This window comes from Rhodoglobus sp. GW821-FHT12B09, from assembly GCF_058809925.1.
In genome coordinates, this window is record NZ_JBXATB010000009.1 from 63,795 (window position 1) to 82,678 (window position 18,884).

The following is an 18,884-nucleotide window of genomic DNA, read 5'->3' on the forward strand; positions in this document are numbered from 1 at the left end:
TCGAGCTATAGCTAACCAGTCCCCCCAAAGGCGGACAAATAGTTAACGGGTGATTGGGGGGTGAGCGATGGGTGATCTACAGCTGCAGGCCGAGCTCCCTGGCGCGCTGTATCGCCGCCTGACGGGAGCCCACTCCCAGCTTCCGGTACACGCTCTTGAGGTGCGATTTGACCGTGTTCACCGAGATGAACAGCTCGTCCGCCATCTCGCTGACGGTGCTGCCGCGCAGTAGCGCGCGCACGATCTCCCGCTCCCGGAGGCTCAGCTGCATGAGCCCGTCGTCATGGCCGTCGGTACCCCAGTCGCCGACATTGGCGATCAGGTCGTGCACGGCACCGGGCTGCGGCCGGTGCGACGCGCGCTCGAGCATCCCGCGCATGTCCTCGTTGGGCACCAGCCGGAACGGCAGGCGCATGCCGTTGCGCACCGCGAGGATGAGCCCGCGGTCGAACGACAGGTCGGCGAGAACGGTGTTGCCGAGGCGGTAGTGCGCGGCGGCCAGCAGCAGCTGCACGTCGACGAGGGTGCGGCTCGAGTGCGAGTCGCCGAGCGCGACGCAGTCCGCGAGAGCAGCGAGGGTGCCCGCCGCATCGCCGGTGACGAACCGGAGATGGGCGATGAAGCGGCCGGGGCAGTTGGCGTGGTGCTGGGTCGGCTCGAGGCCGCCGAGGATGTCCCACGCGATGTCGCGCTGGCCGAGCCGCAGGAGCAGGGTCGCCCGCAGCCCTTCCGAGACGGTCACGATGAACCCCGGCGGGTCCCATTTCCGCCAGGACTGCAGGCACTGGCGCAGCAGGTCCAGCCCCTCCACGTAGCGTTCGCTGATGATCGAGATGGCGGCCCGCGCGTAGTAGCCGAGCGGCTCCCAGTCCGAGCGCTCCGCGGCTTCGGCGACGACGGGCGCGAGTGCCGTGGCGTCCGCCAGCCGGTTCTGCTCCACCGCGACCAGCAGCTCCGCAACGAGGGCGGCGGCACCGAACGGGCTGGTCAGCAGGGCGTCGGCGCCGGATGCCTCGCGCGCAAGCGAAACGTACCCCGCCGAGAGCTCGAACTCGCCGAGGGAGTACTCGAGCATCGCGAGCGCGGAGTAGCACTCCACGCGCTCGGCGCGGAGGAGGTTGCCGTCGGCGAGCCCGGCCGCCGTGCGCAGTTCCGTCTTCGCCGAGTCGAAATCGCCGAGGTGGTAGAGGGCGATGCCGCGCTGCAGAGCGGTCTTCGCGCCGAACCGGATGCGCCAGGCCAGCGGCATGGTCGTGTCGGGAGAGACGAGGGCCGCGGCCCGGTCGGCAGAGTCGAGGGCCTCGCGCAGCCTGCCGAGCGAGCGCAGGGAGGCCGAGTAGTGCAACTCGATGCCGACGCGCGCGGCGACGGGGGTGGCATCCGTGAAGCCGGCAAAAGCCGCGTCGAAATAGGGGAGAGCCGCGGAGCGACTGGGCGAGCCGATCGACCGCCAGGTCGCCGCGTAGGCGCCGACGAGCCACGGATCGCCGTCCCACAGCTCGGGCGCGAGGCCGTCCAGAAGGCCGCGGAGTGACGCTCCCTCCATGGCGACGAGCGTCGTCCACGAGATGCGCAGGGCGCGCAGGAGGACGTCGCGCCCACCGTCGGACGCAGCAAGGGCGAGGAGGCCGTCCATCGACGACTCCTCGCCTGCGGTGTACAGCTCGCGGATCTCGAGCCCCCTTCCACGCCGTGCAGGCGACTTTACGGGTTCGGAGTCTTTCCTACCCCTGTTTGGGGTGTACCGCGGAAAATTTAAATTTGTCCCCCGATGCGGAGCCGCATTCAGTTGCGCGCGGTTGAGCGCGCCCCCCATAATGGGGACTGCTCACGCCTCCCCCGATCGCGCGGGCATACCCGATCAGCTTCACGCTGGACCGACGCGCCCTACCGCGACGGCTCACAGGTGGCGCGAAGTTGCTTACCCGAAAGCGGCATACCCGATGCAGCCTTTATTCGCCCGACTCCGTTCGCTGCGCCCTGCGCGCTTCAACAGCTCGACCGGCCGCCGCCGGCGAGGCGGCATCGCCGTCGCCGCGGGCCTCGCTCTCGCGCTCATCGCCGGCTCCGGCATCGCCGTGGCAGCGGTCTCCTCCGCACAGGCGCACACCCCGGCCATCAACGCCGACTGCACCGGCGTTCACGTGCAGGCCTGGGACTACAACGAGGCCCTCGCGAACACGGTGACGGTCACGATCGTGGGCGGCAACCCCGACGGCTCCGACCGGGTGGAGAACCGCACCTTCGGCAAGTCCTTCGACGAGTGGTTCATGTTCCCCGACCCGAGCGCCGCGTGGACGTATACCGCGACGATCGACGCGGCGGACGACAACGACCCCAACGATGCCGACAGGTGGGACTACAGCTGGTCCGACACCACCGCGGGCTGCTCGACGCCCGACATCGGCGTCACCGCCAGCACGTGCATCCACGCCGGCGACCTCACCACGGTCAACGCCGTGATCGGCCCGCTCGACGCCTCGCACGCCTACACGGTGCAGCTCACGGGCACGAACGGCTACGACAGCGGCCCCGCGGCGATCCAGACCACCACGGCGTCGTGGAGCGGCCTCGACCCCGGCTACGACTACACCGCCGTGCTCGTGGATACGACCAGCGGCCTCTCCGACTCCGACACCGTGCACGCGATCGGCTGCCCGCAGCCGCCGGACTTCACGGTCACCATCGGCCAGTGCACGACGGTGGGCGGCAGCGGCGCGTTCGGCGTGACGGTGTCCGGCCTCGTGGTCGGCCGCGACTACGTGCTCGCCCTCATCAACAGCGCGGGCGGCGCACCGACCGAGGTGCCCTTCACGGCCAGCGGCGCGACGTTCTCGTACAGCTTCGCGACGGCGCCCTCGGGCACCTACTTGGTCAGAGTCACGGATGTCGCGGACGGCGCCTCGAAGGAGAGCAACCCCGCCTCGTTCCTCCCGTGCCCGAACACGCCGGAGCCCGTGCTCGACCCGACCCAGTGCACGTCGACCACCGGAGTCTCCGACGCCTCGATGGTGTCGAGCATCTCCCAGCTGGTGCCGGACCGCTCCTACTCGATCACCATCGTGAGCGGCGCGACCACCGTCTACAGCGAGACGCTCAGCCCCACGAAGTCCTCGACCTGGACGACGACGCTGTTCAACCTGGCGCCCGGAACGTACACGCTCACGGTGACCGACACGACGGACCCGGCATCCGCCGGCTTCACCGCCTCGACAACGACGACCATCAAGCCGTGCCCGACGCAGCAGGTGGTGGACCTCACGGCCACCCAGTGCACGGTGCCCGGCGGTTCCGGCTCGCTGACCGCGACCGTGACCGACTTCTCGGTGGGCCGCAACTACACGGTCGTGCTGACCCAGAACGGCCTGCCGGTCGCGGGCCAGCCGGTCTCGCAGACCTTCGACCCGACCGACGCGACGCCCGGCGTGTTCGTCTACACGGGGTTGAAGCCGAGTCTCACGTACCGTGTCGTCGTCTCCGACGTGACTCCGCTCGCGAAGGCCGCGGCGGGAGCTGCCCTGCCGGTCGCCGCGAACGACATCACGCTGACGGACTGCCCCGGCAACCCGAAGCTCGTCCTCACGCAGCCCACCTGCACGGTCTTCACGACCTCGACGATCACCGTCGACGTGGCCAAGCTGATCGCGGGCCAGACCTACACGGTCTCGGTGACGCGGACCGCCGACGGCCAGCCCGTTCCCGGCGTGCCCGACCAGCAGGTGACGGGAGCGACGCCCACCGCGTCCCTCCAGTACACCGGCGTGCCCGTAGGCCGTGACTACACCATCACGGTGGCCAACGCGACGAAGACGCTCACGGCCACCGGATCCATCCTGCTGACACTGTGCGATCTGCCCACGCTCGCATACACAGGCGCAAGCACAATGACGCCGACGTTGGCGGGACTCGGGTTCCTGCAGTTCGGTCTCGTGCTTGTCGGGATCAGCCTCGTCCGGCGCCGTTCGGGGGCGCGCGAGGTCTGACCCCAGAGGGCTCGGCCGGCGGACTTTTCGGACCGCCGGCCGGGTTCTCGAACTTTCGCTGGTTGGGTGGCGCCCTCTAGGGCGCGTATCGAAGCCAGTGGTGACCGGGTTTCGATACGAGCGCCAGAGCGCTCTACTCAACCCGCCTGCGGCGGTTTCGATACGAGCGCCAGAGCGCTCTACTCAACCCGCCTGTAGCGGCGCGGTCGTGCTCGAGCGCACCTCGAGGCGCACCGGGTAGGGCGTCCAGCCTCGTGACTCGGGCGCACTCTCCTGGTCGAGCTCGGCCATGACCAGCTCCACCGCGGAGGTGCCCTGCGCGCCCGGGTCCTGGGCCAGTGTCGTGAGCCCGAACATCGGCGCGAGCTCGTGCCCGTCGATGCCGACCACCGACAGCTGCGCCGGCACGTGGATGCCGAGCTGGCGGGCGGCGACGATGGTTCCGATCGCGACCTCGTCCGACCCGGCGACGACCGCCGTGGGCCGAGTGCGCGGGTCGGCGAGCACGGCGAGGGCGAGCTCGTAGCCGCCCGGCATGGAGAGCTCGGTCGGCCGGAACGCGTTGTCGCCCACGGGGAGGCCCGCGGCATCCATCGCCCGAGTGAAGCCTGTCAGCCGCTGCGTGTGCACCCGGAAGTCCATCTCGCGGCCCTGGTCGCCGCCGAAGTGCATGATGCTCGTGTGGCCGAGGCTGATGAGGTGCTCGGTGACGAGCGCGGCGGCGGCGACGTCGTCGATGCTGAGCGTGGTGATGCCCGCGATCGGGCCGCCGATGCCGACGATCGGCTTGGCGAGGGATCCGAGCAGCTCGACCTCGTGCGGCGTGAGCTCGATGCCGACCGCGATGACGGCGTCCACCCGCTTGCGGACGAGGAAGTACTCGAAGACGCGGCGGCGCTCGGCGGCATCCGCGCTCAGCCGGTAGAGGGTGAGGTCGTAGCCCGCCGCGATGAGGGCCGACTCGATTCCCTCGAGCACGTCGCCGAAGTACCAGCGGTTGATGTGCGGGATGACCACGCCGACGTTGCGGGTGCGCCCCGTCACGAGGCTCGCCGCGGTGGAGGAGACGACGTACCCGATAGTGGCTGCTGCCGCGACCACCCGGTCCCGGGTCTCGGCGGAGACGTACCCGTTGCCGCTCAGCGCGCGAGAGGCGGTGGCCTTGGAGACTTGGGCGATGCGGGCGACGTCGCTGAGCGCGCTCATGCATCTCCCTTCGCCGATGAGTGGACGGTGCACAGCATAGCTCGGAACTCAGCGCTGTGGAACCGGTTCCACAACTCTCGTGTCCTCCACCTTGCGGACTTTTTGGGAGCGCTCCCATCAAAGTAGGTCACGTCTGGGACTCGATAGACAACAGTTCATGCCAAGCGCTTGCATTGGCCGTGGTGTTGCCTTAGCTTGTGACGTGGAACCGGTTCCCGAAACGGTGCGGTATCCGACCTTGCAATCACCAACCGCGTGGCTCGAAGACCGTGCCGCGCGGCGACCTCAATGAGGAGGAAAGTATGAGTTTCACAGTGCACCGCCGATTCGCAGCACCACTGGCCGTACTCGCCGTCGCAGGGCTCGCACTCGCGGGCTGCTCGGGCGACGCCGGCGGCGGCTCAGGCCCAGGGGATGCGGGCGAGGCCGATGGCGTCGTGACCATCACCGGCACCATCCAGGACACCGAGGCCAAACTCCTCGAGCAGTCCTGGGCGGACTGGGAGAAGGCCAACAACATCGACATCCAGTACGAAGGCACCAAGGAGTTCGAGGCTCAGATCAGCACGCGGGCTCAGGGCGGTACCGCTCCTGACCTCGCGATCTTCCCGCAGCCCGGCCTCATGGGCGACCTCGCGTCGCGCGACCTGATCCAGCCGGCGCCCGAGGGCGTCGCCAAGAACGTCGCCGACAACTGGTCGAAGGACTGGGCCGGCTACGCGACCGTCGACGGCACGCTGTACGGCGCTCCGCTGATGGCGAGCGTCAAGGGCTTCGTCTGGTACTCCCCTTCACAGTTCAAGGAGTGGGGCGTTGAGGTTCCCACCACGTGGCAGGAGCTGCTCGACCTCACCAAGACGATCCAGGAGAAGACCGGCAAGGCGCCGTGGTGCGCGGGCTTCGGCTCTGACGCGGCCACCGGCTGGCCCGGCACCGACTGGGTGGAGGACCTCGTCCTGCGCCAGGCCGGCCCGGAGACCTACGACAAGTGGGTAAGCCACGACATCCCCTTCACCGACCCGGCCATCAAGTCGGCGTTCGACTCGGTGGGCGAGATCCTGCTGAACCCGGACTACGTGAACGCGGGCTTCGGCGACGTCAAGTCGATCAACACCACGCCGTTCGGTGACCCGGCCCGCGCCCTCGGCGACGGATCGTGCGCGCTGCACCACCAGGCCTCGTTCTACGACGGCTTCATCCAGGACCCGGCCAACGGCAACGCCACGGTCGGCCCGGACGCCGACATCTGGGCCTTCATCCTCCCGGGTGAGACCGCCGGTGCCCCCGCCGTCACGGGTGGTGGCGAGATCGTCGCCGCCTTCTCGAACGACGCCGACACCATCAAGGTGCAGGAGTACCTCTCGAGCGCAGACTGGGCCAACAGCCGCGTCAAGCTCGGCGGCGTGATCTCGGCCAACAAGGGCCTCGACCCGGCCAGCGCCTCCAGCCCCATCCTGCAGCAGGCCATCAAGGTGCTGCAGGACCCGAAGACCACCTTCCGCTTCGACGCATCTGACCTGATGCCCGGCGTGGTCGGTTCCGGCTCCTTCTGGACCGGCATGGTCGACTGGATCAACGGCAAGTCCACGGACGACGTTCTCAGCGAGATCGACGCCACCTGGCCGTCCGAGTAGTACAGCAGTAGCAGTGAGGGCCGGCGGAGATCTTCCGCCGGCCCTCTCTTCCCCCTAGTCTCGAAAATGCTCCGAGTCCACCGTCGTACTCGAAAGGATGTCCATGTCAGGGTTCCTGAAATGGCTCGCCACGCTTCCCCCGTTCGCGCAGATCCCGCTCGTGCTCATCGCGTTCGTCGCGGTGGCCGGCCTTCTGATCTTCTTCATCGAGATAGCTCCTCGTAGCGGACGCCTCTACACTGTCATCCGGCTGCTGGTCTGCGTGCTCGCACCGGTGGCCATCTTCTTCGCCCTCGGGTCGATCTGGGCGGCGGCCATCGCGGCGGCCGTGCTCGGCGCCCTGTTCTTCCTGCTCGACTACCGGTCGAAGCAGGGGGCGGGCTACCTGTTCCAGCTCATCGGCTTCCTGAGCCCCGCAGTCGTGCTGCTGCTCATCGGCCTCGTGTACCCGACCATCGCCACCTTCTTCAAGGCGTTCATGAACTCGCGCGGCTCCCGGTTCGTGGGCTTCGACAACTTCATGTTCGTGTTCGGGCAGGAGAGCAACCGGGTCGCGATCCTCAACACCGTCATCTGGGTGCTCGTCGTCCCCGCGTTCTCGACGATCGCCGGCCTCGCGTACGCGGTGTTCGTCGACAAGGCACGCGGTGAGAAGCTGCTGAAGGCGCTGGTCTTCATGCCGATGGCCATCTCGTTCGTGGGCGCCTCCATCATCTGGAAGTTCGTCTACGACGCGAACCAGGCTGGGGAGCCGCAGATCGGCTTGCTCAACGGCATCATCACCTTCTTCGGAGGGCAACCTGTCGACTTCATCAACGTGGCGCCCTGGAACAACCTCTTCCTCATGGTCATCCTCATCTGGGTCCAGACCGGATTCGCCATGGTGGTGCTCTCGGCGGCGATCAAGGGCGTGCCAGCGGAGCAGATGGAGGCCGCGCAGCTGGATGGTACGAATGCGTGGCAGCGCTTCACCAACGTCACAGTTCCGGGAATCCGCAGCTCGCTCATCGTGGTGCTGACGACGATCTCCATAGCCTCGCTCAAGGTCTTCGACATAGTCCAGACCATGACCGGCGGCGCCAACGGCACGAACGTCCTCGCCAACGCGGTGTACGCGCAGAAGCTCGAGGAGGGCCGTGCCTCGGCCTTCGCCGTGATCCTGTTCATCCTCGTGCTGCCGATCATCATCTTCAACGTCCGCCAGATGCGCCTCCAGAAGGAGATCCGATGAGCGCCGTCACCCCGATCGACCTGCCGATCGACGTCAAGACCAAGAAGCAGCTCGCCCGTGGCGAGAAGGCCCTCGAGCGCTCGCTCGTGCGCAACACCAAGAACAAGCTCACGAGCAAGGGCGCCACGACGGCCGCGATCATCATCGCGATCCTGTGGACCACGCCCACCCTCGGCCTGCTCATCACCTCGTTCCGCCCGCCGGAGCTGATCAACACGAGCGGCTGGTGGACCATCTTCGCCAACCCCGGGTTCACGATCAGCAACTACCAGGCGGTGCTCGGCGGCGAGGCGACGACCGTCAGCCTGGGTCAGGCGTTCATCAACTCGATCGCCATCACCATCCCCGCGTCGATCTTCCCGCTCGTGATCGCCTCCCTGGCGGCCTACGCCTTCGCGTGGATCCCGTTCAAGGGGCGCAACATCCTCTTCATCGGGGTGTTCGCGCTGCAGGTGGTCCCGATCCAGATGGCGCTCGTGCCGCTGCTGAGCCTGTTCTCCCGCGGGCTCAAGATCGGCGGCGTCGAGATCTTCGACGGCCTCGGCGCGGGCGGCAACTCGTACGGCCAGATCTGGATCGCGCACACGATCTTCGCCCTGCCGCTCGCGATCTTCCTGCTGCACAACTTCATCAGCGAGATCCCCCACGAGCTGATCGAGGCGGCCAGGGTGGACGGTGCCGGCCACGGCCAGACCTTCTTCCGCATCGTGCTGCCGCTGGCCATGCCCGCGATCGCGTCCTTCGCGATCTTCCAGTTCCTCTGGGTGTGGAACGACCTGCTCGTCGCCCTCGTCTTCGCGGACGGCGCAGTCGGGCCGATCACGAAGGTGCTGCGCGAGATCACCGGCAACCGCGGCCAGGACTGGTACCTGCTCACGGCCGGTGCCTTCGTGGCCATGATCGTTCCGCTCATCGTGTTCTTCGCGCTGCAGCGGTTCTTCGTCCGCGGCCTGCTCGCGGGTTCCACGAAGGGCTAGCTAGCCAGCCAGCGGGTTGAGTAGTGCGCTCTGGCGCGCGTATCGAAACCAGCGTCCGCGGGTGAGCGGTTTCGATACGGCCGCGGGCGGCCTACTCAACCCGCGGGTTGGGGGCGGCCTACTCAACCCGCGGGCCGCGGGCGGCCTACTCAACCCGCGGGCCGGGGGCGGCCTACTCAACCCGCGGGGGCGTCGTAGGGTGAAGCAATGAGTGGAATGCGCGGCGGGGGCGGCCGCATGATGGGCGGCGGCGACGCGGCGGCGCAGCGGGCCGCGAACGCGACGGCGCCCAAGATCCCCGACCTGCTCAAGCGCATCGCACAGCTGTTCGCACCCCACCGCCGGGCGCTCACGACCACGATCATCCTCGTGCTCATCAGCGCGGGCATCAGCGTGCTGCCCCCGCTCATCACGAAGGAGCTGTTCGACAAGGGCCTCTTCCCGGCCGGCGGTCCGAACATCCCGGTGCTCGCGGAGCTCGTCACGGCGATCGTCGTGCTGCTGGTCGTCTCCGCGGCGATGGGCGTGTGGCAGACCTGGCTGACGGCCAACGTCGGCAACAAGGTCATGGGGGCCCTGCGGATCCGGCTGTTCGGCCATCTCCAGGCGATGGAGCTCGCGTTCTTCACGCGCACCAAGACGGGCGTGATCCAGTCGCGGCTGCAGAACGACGTCGGCGGGGTCGCCGGGGTGCTGAGCAACACGATCTCGAGCGTGATCGGCAACACCGTGACCGTCATCGCGGCGTTCGTGAGCATGCTCGTGCTGAGCTGGCAGCTGACGGTGGTGGCGGTCATCCTGCTGCCGGTCCTCGTCATCGCTCAGCGCAGGGTCGGCCAGGTGCGCGCGCGCATCGCCACCAAGACGCAGGAGTCGCTGAGCGACATGACCGCGATCACGCAGGAGGCGCTGAGCGTCAGCGGCATCCTGCTCGCGAAGAGCTTCAACCAGCAGCAGGCCGAGACGGCTCGCTACGACGCCGAGAACCAGAACCAGATCTCGCTGCAGGTGCGCCAGCAGATGAGCGGCCAGTGGTTCTTCGCGATGGTCAACATCTTCCTGTCGATCATCCCGGCGGTCATCTACATCGTCGCCGCCTACCTGATCACGGGCGGGGTGGATGTCACGGCCGGCACGATCGTCGCCTTCACCACGGTGCAGGCGCGCCTCATGTTCCCGCTGCTCGGGCTGCTGCGCGTGGCGCTCGACCTGCAGACCTCGTCCGCGCTGTTCGCCCGCATCTTCGAGTACCTCGACCTGGTGCCGGCGATCACCGACCGCCCCGACGCGCACGCGGTGCGGCCGGAGCAGCTGGGCCGCATCGAGTTCGACGACGTGGTCTTCAGGTATCCGGATGCCCCGGCCGACAGCCCCGCAACGCTCAAGGGCGTCTCCTTCACGATCGAGGCGGGGCAGTTCGCCGCCTTCGTGGGACCCTCCGGCGCGGGCAAGACGACGGTGAGCTACCTCATCCCGAGGCTGCACGACGTGACCGACGGCCGGGTGCTGTTCGCCGGCGACGATGTGCGCTCGCTCGAGGCGGACTCGCTGGTGCGCAACATCGGCATCGTGAGCCAGGAGACGTACCTGTTCCACGCGACCATCGGCGACAACCTCCGCTACGCGAAGCCGGGCGCCACGGCCGACGAGCTCGTGGCGGCGGCGAAGGCGGCGAACATCCACGACACCATCGTGTCGTTCCCCGACGGCTACGACACGGTCGTGGGGGAGCGGGGGTACCGGCTCTCGGGCGGCGAGAAGCAGCGCATCGCGATCGCGCGGGTACTGCTCAAGGACCCGGCCGTGCTGATCCTCGACGAGGCGACGAGCGCGCTGGACTCCATCTCCGAGCGGGTGGTGCAGGAGGCCCTGGATACCGCCTCGCGGGGCCGCACGACGATCGCCGTGGCGCACCGGCTCTCCACCGTGGTGGACGCGGACGTGATCTTCGTGGTCGTCGCAGGCAAGGTCGTCGAGCACGGGACGCACGCCGAGCTGCTCGCGGCCGGCGGCATGTACTCCTCCCTCTACGCGCAGCAGGTGCAGTAGCCCACCCGGGTGGCTAAAGTGAACCCGTGTCAACCCAGCCCGCCCCGCCTGCGCAGGGCTCGATCGTGCTGCCCAGCCCCGGAACCAGGGCGGGGCTGAGCATCCGGTCGATCCTGCTCATCATGCTGCTGCTGGTGAGCGTCGCCTCGAGCGTCGTCGTGGGACTGATCGGGTACGTGAACGGGCGCGAGTCCCTGCGGGAGGCCGCGTTCAGCCGGCTGATCGAGGTGCGCGACTCCCGCGCGCGCGAGATGCGCGAGCTGTTCGACACGATCGAGAGCACCCTGCTGCTGAACGCGCGCGGCGAGAGCGTGCGCGAGGCGGTCCAGGCGTTCGCTGCAGGCTTCGCCGAGCTCGACCAGGGCGAGCTGACCGACGACGAGCGCACCGCGCTCGAGCAGTACTACACGCAGACCTTCGGCCCGAAGCTCGCGGAGGCGACCGGCCAGACTGTCGACGCGTCCACCCTCGTGCCGACCAACCCCGCCCAGGCCTACCTCGAGCTGCACTACACGGTGCCGCCCGCCGACTTCGACGCGGCGCTCGCCGTCGACGACGCGGGGGACGGCAGCGCCTGGTCCGAGGCGCACGCGCAGTACCACGACTACTTCCGCCGGATGACGCAGCTCTTCCACTACGAGGACGTGCTGTTGCTCGACACCCAGGGCAACGTCGTCTACTCCGCGTACAAGGGCGTCGACCTCGGCACCAACCTCGACACCGGACCGCTGCACCGCACCAACCTCGCGACCGCCTACGCCCAGGCGCTCACGGGCAATGTCGCGGACACCGTGGTCTTCACCGACTTCGCCGCCTATCCGCCGTCCCTCGGCGTGCCCGCGGCCTGGGGCGTCACCCCGGTCGCGGTCGACGGCACGATCGTGGGCGCGCTCGCCGTCGAGCTGCCCGTGGACTCCATCAACCAGGTCATGACCGGCGGCGGGGACTGGGAGTCGAGCGGCCTCGGCGCGACCGGCGAGACGTACATCGTCGGTGCTGAGGACAACCTCATGCGGTCGGCATCCCGCGATCTCATCGAGCACCCGGACGACTACGAGCGGCTCGCCATCGCGGCCGGCACCCCGCCGGAGGCCGCGCGACAGGCGGTCGCGACCCAGAACACCCTGCTGGTGCAGCCGGTGCGGACGAGCGCGGTCAGCGACGCCGCCGAGGGCCAGACCGGCACCACCCTCGCGATCGGCTACCTCGGCAGCGAGACGATCGCCGCCTACGCGCCGCTCGACCTCAACGGGCTGGACTGGGTGATTGTCGCGGAGATCGACAGCTCCGAGGCGTTCGCGCCCGTCGACGTGTTCACGCGCAACCTCGTGCTGTCGTCCGCGATCATCGTGCTCGTCGTATCACTGCTCTCGCTCATCATCGCCGGAGTCATCGTGCGGCCGCTGCGCCGCCTCCGCGACGCCGCCCGCAGGATCGCCGCGGGCGAGCAGGGCGTGCAGGTGGACGCGGGCACGAGCGACGAGCTCGCCGACGTCGGCTCCGCGTTCAACGACATGAGCCGGAGCCTGCAGGTGAAGGCCCTGCTGCTCGAGGAGCAGCAGGCGGAGAACGAGCGGCTGCTGCTCTCCCTCATGCCCGAGCCCCTGGTGAAGAAGTACAAGGAGGGCGCGCGGACGATCGTGCTCGACCACCAGGAGGTGTCCGTGCTGTTCGCGGACATCGTCGGCTTCGAGGCGTTCAGCCGCGGGATGCCCTCGGAGGAGGCGCTCGAGAAGCTGAACGAGATCATCCGCGCGTTCGACGACGCCGCCGACAAGTACGGCGTGGAGCGCGTGCGCACCACCCGCTCGGGGTACCTCGCCAGCTGCGGACTGACCATCCCGCGCGTTGACAACGCGCGCCGCATGGTCGACTTCGCGATGGAGCTCGAGCGCATCGCCGAGCGCTACGGCGGCAAGCACGGCGCGGCGCTGAGCATCCGGGCCGGCATCGACACCGGCACCGTCACGAGCGGCCTCGTCGGGCAAGCCCACATCGCCTACGACCTGTGGGGCGACGCCGTGAACCTGGCGTTCCAGCTGCAGGGCACGAATCGCGACTCCGGCATCTTCCTCACCCAGCAGGTCGTCGACCGGATGCCCGACACCGTCCATGTGCGCGACTGGGGGTTCGTCAACACCGCCGCGGGCCCGCAGAAGGTGTGGCGCGTCGACCCGGACGACGTGCACGCCGGGGTCGAGGCGTGAGCGAGTTCTGGCTCCAGCCCTGGTTCTGGCCGGCGGTCGGCGTCGTCATCGGCCTCCCCGTTGTACTGCTCGTACTCACCGAGGTGCAGAGCATGCTCGAGCGGCGCGGGAGCCGGGCGACCCGCATCATCCTGCTCCTGCGCAACTACGTCGCACCGGTAGGCGCGCTGCTCCTGCTCCTGAGCCAGGCGCAGTACGCGAACATCGAGCTGACCTGGACGCGCGTGGTCGCCACGGTGTTCGGGTTCCTCGTGATCCTGGTCCTCCTCAACACCCTCAACTTCGCCCTCTTCGTGACGGCGAAGGAGGGCACGTGGCGCAGCAAGATCCCGTCGATCTTCGTGGACATCGTCCGGATCATCCTGATCCTCGTCTGCCTCGCCGTGCTGTTCTCGGCGGTGTGGGACGCGGACGTCGGCGGGCTGTTCGCCGCGCTCGGTGTCGGATCCATCGTGATAGGGCTGTCGCTGCAGAACGCGGTCGGCTCAATCGTGACCGGGCTTCTGCTGCTGTTCGAGCAGCCGTTCCAGCTGGGCGACTGGCTCGAGGTCAACGGCACGCGCGGCCGGATCGTCGAGGTCAACTGGCGCGCCGTGCACATCAAGACGTCGCGCGGCGTGCTGGTGATGCCGACGGCGTCGCTCGCGCAGTCCGCGTTCCTCAACCTCAGCCGCAAGCCCACGCCGTTCGAGTTCGACATCGTCGTGAAGTTCTCGACGGACGACGCCCCACAGGATGTGATCGACGTGTGCACGCGGGTCGCCGCCGACCTGCCCGCGGCTGTGCCGGGAGAGCCGGCGACGATCACGCCCATGCCGAAGGCGAAGTACGAGGTCGAGGTCGCGATCAACAGCCCGGCCGACAACGCGACGTCGATCGGCATCTTCCGCAAGCGCCTGTGGTACGCGGCCCGCCGGGCCGACCTGCACCTCGACGGCGACCTCACCGACAACTACAACACCCCGGCCAAGGTCGAGGCCGCGGTGCGCCGCGTGGCGCCGGCCCTGTACCTGACCGCCGAGGACGTGCTGGTCGTCGCACCCCAGGCGCGCCTCGAGCGCTGGGGAGAGGGAGAGGTTGTGCAGCGCCCCCTCACCGTGCCCGACGGGATGCGCTACATCGTGGAGGGCACCGCCCAGCTCGCCACCCCCGTCGAGGCCGGTGCCGAGGTGCGCTTCGCCACCCTCGACCGCGACGACGTGATCGGCCTCACGGCCCTTACCCGCCAGGGCGTCTCCGCGCGGATCACGGCGACGAGCGATCTCGCCGTGCTGTTCATCCCGGTCGGGGTGCTCGACGGACTCGTGAAGTCCCGCCCCAAGCTCGCCCGCGACATCGGCCAGGAGATCGACAACCGCCGCACGCTCGCCTACGCCGCCCTCAGCGCCGCGGGCGTGGACGTGCCGGCGGGCTCGCGCCTCATCGCCTAGCCGCGCTACTCAGCCCGCAATCGGCCGGCGGGATGCTCGCGCGGAGCTTTCGGCACCATGCTGCCCCCGCGGCTACCGCATGGGCCCGAAACCTCCGCATGGGGCAGCGCGCCGGGGCGCCCGGTACGCAACCGCCCTAGGACCGCGCCGCGAGCATCTGCTGCATCACGGCGATCTCGCTGGTCTGCGCGTTCACGATGCTCGTCGCGAGGTCGACGACCACGCGGTTGCGGCTGCGGTCGAGCACGGCCTGCGCCATCTCGACGCCGCCCTGGTGGTGGGCGATCATGAGGGTGAGGAAGATCCTCTCCGCCTCGACCCCGGTGGCGGCCTTGAGGGACGCGATCTGCTCCGCGGTCGCGAGCCCGGGCATGGTCGCGCCGGGGGCCGTCGGGTCCATGCTCATGCCGTGGCCGCTCCCGCCGGCGAGCGTCGGGCGGGTCATCCACGTCATCGAGGGCTCGGACGGCGCCTGCGAGAGGCCCCAGTCCGCCAGCCAGCCGTACATCTGCCCCGACTGCTGCGCCTGCGACGTCGCGATGTCGTAAGCGAGGGTGCGGACATCCGGATCGTCGGTGAGGTCTCGCACGATCAGCGCGAGATCCACCGCCTGGTTGTGGTGAGTCTGCATGTCGCGCGCGAACCCGGCCTCGACGCTGCGGTCGAGCGGGCTGCTATCGCCGGGCGCGCTCAGGCGGCCGATGACGAGGGATGCCGCGACCAGCAGCAGCGCCGTGAGCACCGCCGCCACGGCGAGCCGGGCACGCCGACCGGGGTCGTGGCCCGCTTCGCGCGCTACGACGTCCCCGCCACCGTCGGTCACCGGGATCAGGCGATCTTGCCCGGACCGTCGAGGCCGCCGGTGCAGGGCGCGCCGGGCTCGGGAGCGGTGGCCGCCTTCCAGAACTTCGTGATGAACTGCTGGAGGCGCGGGTCGTCGACCCCGTCGAGCTGCACCTGGGCCGACCACGCCGAGATGACGACGGGCGCGGGGAGCCCCGGGTAGGGCGAGACCACCGCGTACGTGGAGGGCGCGTCGCTCTGCAGCTTGGAGATCTCGTCGGCGCTCAGGGCGTCGGGGTCGTAGGTGATCCACACGGCGCCGTGCTCGAGGTCGTGCACCGCGTTCTCGTTGGGCACCGGCTCGGTGTAGACGCCGCAGTTCAGCCACGTGGCGTTGTGGTTGCCGCCGGCCGGCGGGTCCATGTCGTACTCCGCCTTGTAGTCGACGGTGCCGTCGACGTGGGTGGCGGTGAGCGTGCCGAAGGTCTTGAGGCCCTTGATGTCGATCGCGCTCGGGTCGGGCTTGGGCGTGGAGCCGACGATGACGAAGGTCACGATCAGGGCCAGCACGAGCACGCCGCCGACGATGCCGCCGATCAGGCCGATGCGCTGATTGCGCTTCTGGCGGGCCATCTGCTTCTGCATCTGCGCGACCTTCTCCGCTCTGCGGATATCGCGCTGCTGCTTGACTGTGGGTTTCGAGGGGTCGGGCACGGCAATCCTGTCGGCTCGGAGAAAGGTTGTCGCCTCAATCATGGCGGCAAAAGGCTCGGAAAGCGGTGTGAACGCCGCCCAAGTCATACGAATCGGGCCGCTGGTAGATTTGCGGGACCATGAAGTACGCAAACACCGTCATCGACCTGGTCGGCAACACCCCGCTCGTGCGGCTCAACCGCGTGACCGAGGGAATCGCGGCGACGGTGCTCGTCAAGGTCGAGTATCTGAACCCCGGCGGCTCGTCGAAGGACCGCATCGCCACGCGCATCATCGACGACGCGGAGGCCAAGGGGCTCTTGAAGCCGGGCGGCACGATCGTGGAGCCCACGAGCGGCAACACGGGCATCGGCCTCGCCCTGGTCGCGCAGCAGCGCGGCTACCGCTGCGTGTTCGTGCTTCCCGACAAGGTGGGGGAGGACAAGCGCAACGTGCTCCTCGCGTACGGCGCCGAGATAGTCGTCACCCCGACGGCCGTGGAGCCGTCGAGCCCCGAGTCGTACTACTCGGTCTCCGACCGGCTGGCACGGGAGATCCCGGGCGCGTTCAAGCCGAACCAGTACTCGAACCCCAACGGCCCGCTCAGCCACTACGAGACCACCGGCCCCGAGATCTGGGCCGACACCGAGGGCAAGGTCACGCACTTCGTGGCGGGCGTCGGCACCGGCGGCACCATCAGCGGTGTCGGCAAGTACCTCAAGGAGGTGTCGGGCGGCTCGGTGGTCGTGATCGGCGCCGACCCCGAGGGCTCCGTGTACTCCGGGGGCACCGGCCGCCCCTACCTCGTCGAGGGCGTCGGCGAAGACTTCTGGCCGACGGCCTACGACCCGTCCGTGGTCGACGAGATCATCGCGAGCTCCGACGCCGAGTCGTTCGACTTCACCCGCCGGCTGGCGCGCGAGGAGGGGCTGCTCGTCGGCGGCTCCAGCGGGCTGGCCGTGGCATCCGGCCTCAAGGCCGCGGCGAAGCTCGGGCCCGACGACGTCATGGTCATCCTCCTGCCGGACGGCGGCCGCGGCTACCTGGGCAAGGTATTCAACGACAAGTGGATGCGCAGCTACGGGTTCCTCTCGGACACCGAGGAGCGCACGGTCGGCGACGTGATCAAGACGAAGTCCGGCGAGCTGCCCGACCTCGTCCACGTGCACCCCACCGACACGGTCCGCGACGCGATCGAGATCATGAGCAAGTACGAGGTGTCGCAGATGCCCGTGCTCACGGCCGAACCGCCGGTGGTGATGGGCGAGGTGATCGGCGCGATCGACGAGCGCTCCCTGCTCGAGGCCGTGTTCAGCGGCGGCGCGAAGATGACGGACGCCATCCGGGAATTCGTCGGCCAGCCGCTCGGTTTGATCGGTGTGCACGAGTCGCTCAGCGCCGCGCGCACCGCCCTGGCAAGCACGGACGCGCTCCTGGTCACCAACGACGGCAAGCCCGCCGCAGTCCTGACGCGGCACGACCTGCTGACGTTCCTCTCCGAATAGAAATGACCACAGTGCCCTCCGAGCAGTACGCCTTCCCCACCCGCGCCATCCACGCCGGGCAGGAGTTCGACCCCACCACCGGCGCCGTCGTGCCCCCGGTCTACCTCACCTCCACGTTCGTGCAGGACGGCATCGGCGGCTTCCGCGGCGGCTACGAGTACGCGCGCGGCGGCAACCCCACCCGCGACTCGCTGCAGGAGCTGCTCGCCTCCCTCGAGGGCGGGCTCAAGGCTTTCAGCTTCGCGTCCGGCCTCGCCGCGGAGGACACGCTGCTGCGCTCTGTGCTGGGGCCCGGCGACCACATCGTCATGGGCAACGACGTCTACGGCGGCACGCACCGACTCGTCAGCCGCGTGTTCATCCCCTGGGGCGTCTCACTCTCGACGGTGAACATGAGCGACCTCGACGCGGTGCGCGCGGCGATCCGGCCCGACGCCACGAAGGTGCTGTGGATCGAGACTCCGAGCAACCCCCTGATGAAGATCAGCGATATCGCTGCACTCGTCGCGATCGCCAAGGAGACGGGCATCCTCGTCGTCGTCGACAACACGTTCGCGTCGCCGTACCTCCAGCAGCCGCTGTCGCTCGGCGCCGACGTCGTCGTGCACTCGACGACCAAGTACCTCGGCGGCCACTCGGACGTGCTCGGCGGCGCCGTGATCGTGAACAGCGAGGAGCTCGCCGAGAAGGTCGGGTTCCTGCAGTTCGGCGTCGGCGCGGTCTCCGGCCCGATGGACGCCTGGCTCACGGTGCGCGGCATCAAGACCCTGGCCGTGCGGCTCGACCGCCACTCCTCGAACGCGCAGTCGATCGCGGAGAAGCTGGTCGGCCACCCCAAGCTCGACGCCGTGTACTACCCGGGGCTGCCCGACCACCCGGGCCACGACATCGCCGCGAAGCAGATGAAGGCGTTCGGCGGCATGATCTCCGTCGCGGTCAAGGGCGGTGTCGGCCCGGCGAAGGCGTTCGCGGAGTCGATGCAGCTCTTCCAGCTCGCGGAGTCGCTCGGCGGCGTCGAGTCGCTCGTCTGCTACCCGTCGGACATGACCCACGCGTCCGTGCGCGGCACAGATCTCGAGGTGCCGGAGAACGTCGTGCGCCTGTCGGTGGGCATCGAGGATGCCGCCGACCTCGCGTCCGACGTGCTCGGAGCGCTCGACCGGCTGTAGCTCAGCCAACTCCCAGC

The 18,884-nt window shown here is 68.9% G+C and carries 13 protein-coding genes; 9 read left to right on the forward strand and 4 right to left on the reverse strand.

Annotated features, from left to right (window positions below; all coding sequences use genetic code 11):
* Window positions 1-76: 76 nt before the first annotated feature.
* Window positions 77-1,636 (reverse strand): helix-turn-helix transcriptional regulator, encoded by a 1,560-nt coding sequence (locus AC1RTC_RS15040; RefSeq protein WP_493157060.1) that lies wholly within the window; start codon window positions 1,634-1,636, stop codon window positions 77-79.
* Window positions 1,637-1,943: 307 nt separating this feature from the next.
* Here AC1RTC_RS15040 and AC1RTC_RS15045 point away from each other — a divergent pair, with 307 nt between their 5' ends.
* Complete coding sequence (locus AC1RTC_RS15045) at window positions 1,944-3,983, forward strand: hypothetical protein (RefSeq protein ID WP_493157062.1); 2,040 nt, start codon at window positions 1,944-1,946, stop codon at window positions 3,981-3,983.
* 183 nt (window positions 3,984-4,166) lie between these two features.
* On the opposite strand, the gene AC1RTC_RS15050 is transcribed toward AC1RTC_RS15045, so the two are convergent.
* Entirely contained in the window at window positions 4,167-5,189 is a 1,023-nt protein-coding gene (locus AC1RTC_RS15050) for a LacI family DNA-binding transcriptional regulator (RefSeq protein ID WP_493157064.1), read from the reverse strand.
* Window positions 5,190-5,491: 302 nt separating this feature from the next.
* Here AC1RTC_RS15050 and AC1RTC_RS15055 point away from each other — a divergent pair, with 302 nt between their 5' ends.
* The 6 genes from AC1RTC_RS15055 (at window position 5,492) to AC1RTC_RS15080 (ending at window position 14,717) form a co-directional block, all read left to right on the forward strand.
* Window positions 5,492-6,823, forward strand: coding sequence for an ABC transporter substrate-binding protein (locus tag AC1RTC_RS15055; protein ID WP_493157066.1), 1,332 nt, complete (start codon window positions 5,492-5,494; stop codon window positions 6,821-6,823).
* Between the two features lie 97 nt (window positions 6,824-6,920).
* Window positions 6,921-8,054 (forward strand): carbohydrate ABC transporter permease, encoded by a 1,134-nt coding sequence (locus tag AC1RTC_RS15060; protein ID WP_493157068.1) that lies wholly within the window; start codon window positions 6,921-6,923, stop codon window positions 8,052-8,054.
* Window positions 8,051-9,031, forward strand: a complete 981-nt coding sequence (locus tag AC1RTC_RS15065) for a carbohydrate ABC transporter permease (protein ID WP_493157069.1) — start codon at window positions 8,051-8,053, stop codon at window positions 9,029-9,031. Before AC1RTC_RS15060 ends, AC1RTC_RS15065 begins: the two co-directional genes overlap by 4 nt.
* Before the next feature lie 207 nt (window positions 9,032-9,238).
* Window positions 9,239-11,080 (forward strand): ABC transporter ATP-binding protein, encoded by a 1,842-nt coding sequence (locus tag AC1RTC_RS15070; protein ID WP_493157071.1) that lies wholly within the window; start codon window positions 9,239-9,241, stop codon window positions 11,078-11,080.
* Between the two features lie 26 nt (window positions 11,081-11,106).
* On the forward strand, window positions 11,107-13,287 hold the full coding sequence (locus tag AC1RTC_RS15075) for an adenylate/guanylate cyclase domain-containing protein (protein WP_493157073.1): 2,181 nt from the start codon (window positions 11,107-11,109) through the stop codon (window positions 13,285-13,287).
* On the forward strand, window positions 13,284-14,717 hold the full coding sequence (locus tag AC1RTC_RS15080) for a mechanosensitive ion channel domain-containing protein (RefSeq protein ID WP_493157075.1): 1,434 nt from the start codon (window positions 13,284-13,286) through the stop codon (window positions 14,715-14,717). The genes AC1RTC_RS15075 and AC1RTC_RS15080 overlap by 4 nt, the downstream gene beginning before the upstream one ends.
* A 136-nt stretch (window positions 14,718-14,853) precedes the next feature.
* On the opposite strand, the gene AC1RTC_RS15085 is transcribed toward AC1RTC_RS15080, so the two are convergent.
* Entirely contained in the window at window positions 14,854-15,540 is a 687-nt protein-coding gene (locus tag AC1RTC_RS15085; RefSeq protein WP_493157077.1) for a DUF305 domain-containing protein, read from the reverse strand.
* A gap of 5 nt (window positions 15,541-15,545) precedes the next feature.
* Complete coding sequence (locus tag AC1RTC_RS15090; RefSeq protein WP_493157079.1) at window positions 15,546-16,214, reverse strand: thioredoxin-like domain-containing protein; 669 nt, start codon at window positions 16,212-16,214, stop codon at window positions 15,546-15,548.
* 119 nt (window positions 16,215-16,333) lie between these two features.
* On the opposite strand from AC1RTC_RS15090, the gene AC1RTC_RS15095 reads away from it, so the two are divergent.
* Window positions 16,334-17,698 (forward strand): cystathionine beta-synthase, encoded by a 1,365-nt coding sequence (locus AC1RTC_RS15095; protein ID WP_493157081.1) that lies wholly within the window; start codon window positions 16,334-16,336, stop codon window positions 17,696-17,698.
* A gap of 2 nt (window positions 17,699-17,700) precedes the next feature.
* The gene (locus AC1RTC_RS15100; RefSeq protein WP_493157082.1) at window positions 17,701-18,867 is read left to right on the forward strand and encodes a cystathionine gamma-synthase; all 1,167 of its coding nucleotides are present in this window, start codon (window positions 17,701-17,703) and stop codon (window positions 18,865-18,867) included.
* Window positions 18,868-18,884 lie beyond the last annotated feature (17 nt).

Bases quoted from the DNA above. Each gene is read 5' to 3' on its own strand.
- AC1RTC_RS15095 (WP_493157081.1), top strand. From the start codon at position 16,334: ATGAAGTACGCAAACACCGTCATCGACCTGGTCGGCAACACCCCGCTC.
- AC1RTC_RS15050 (WP_493157064.1), bottom strand. From the start codon at position 5,189: ATGAGCGCGCTCAGCGACGTCGCCCGCATCGCCCAAGTCTCCAAGGCC.
- AC1RTC_RS15100 (WP_493157082.1), top strand. From the start codon at position 17,701: ATGACCACAGTGCCCTCCGAGCAGTACGCCTTCCCCACCCGCGCCATC.
- AC1RTC_RS15060 (WP_493157068.1), top strand. From the start codon at position 6,921: ATGTCCATGTCAGGGTTCCTGAAATGGCTCGCCACGCTTCCCCCGTTC.
- AC1RTC_RS15065 (WP_493157069.1), top strand. From the start codon at position 8,051: ATGAGCGCCGTCACCCCGATCGACCTGCCGATCGACGTCAAGACCAAG.
- AC1RTC_RS15055 (WP_493157066.1), top strand. From the start codon at position 5,492: ATGAGTTTCACAGTGCACCGCCGATTCGCAGCACCACTGGCCGTACTC.
- AC1RTC_RS15070 (WP_493157071.1), top strand. From the start codon at position 9,239: ATGAGTGGAATGCGCGGCGGGGGCGGCCGCATGATGGGCGGCGGCGAC.
- AC1RTC_RS15040 (WP_493157060.1), bottom strand. From the start codon at position 1,636: ATGGACGGCCTCCTCGCCCTTGCTGCGTCCGACGGTGGGCGCGACGTC.
- AC1RTC_RS15045 (WP_493157062.1), top strand. From the start codon at position 1,944: ATGCAGCCTTTATTCGCCCGACTCCGTTCGCTGCGCCCTGCGCGCTTC.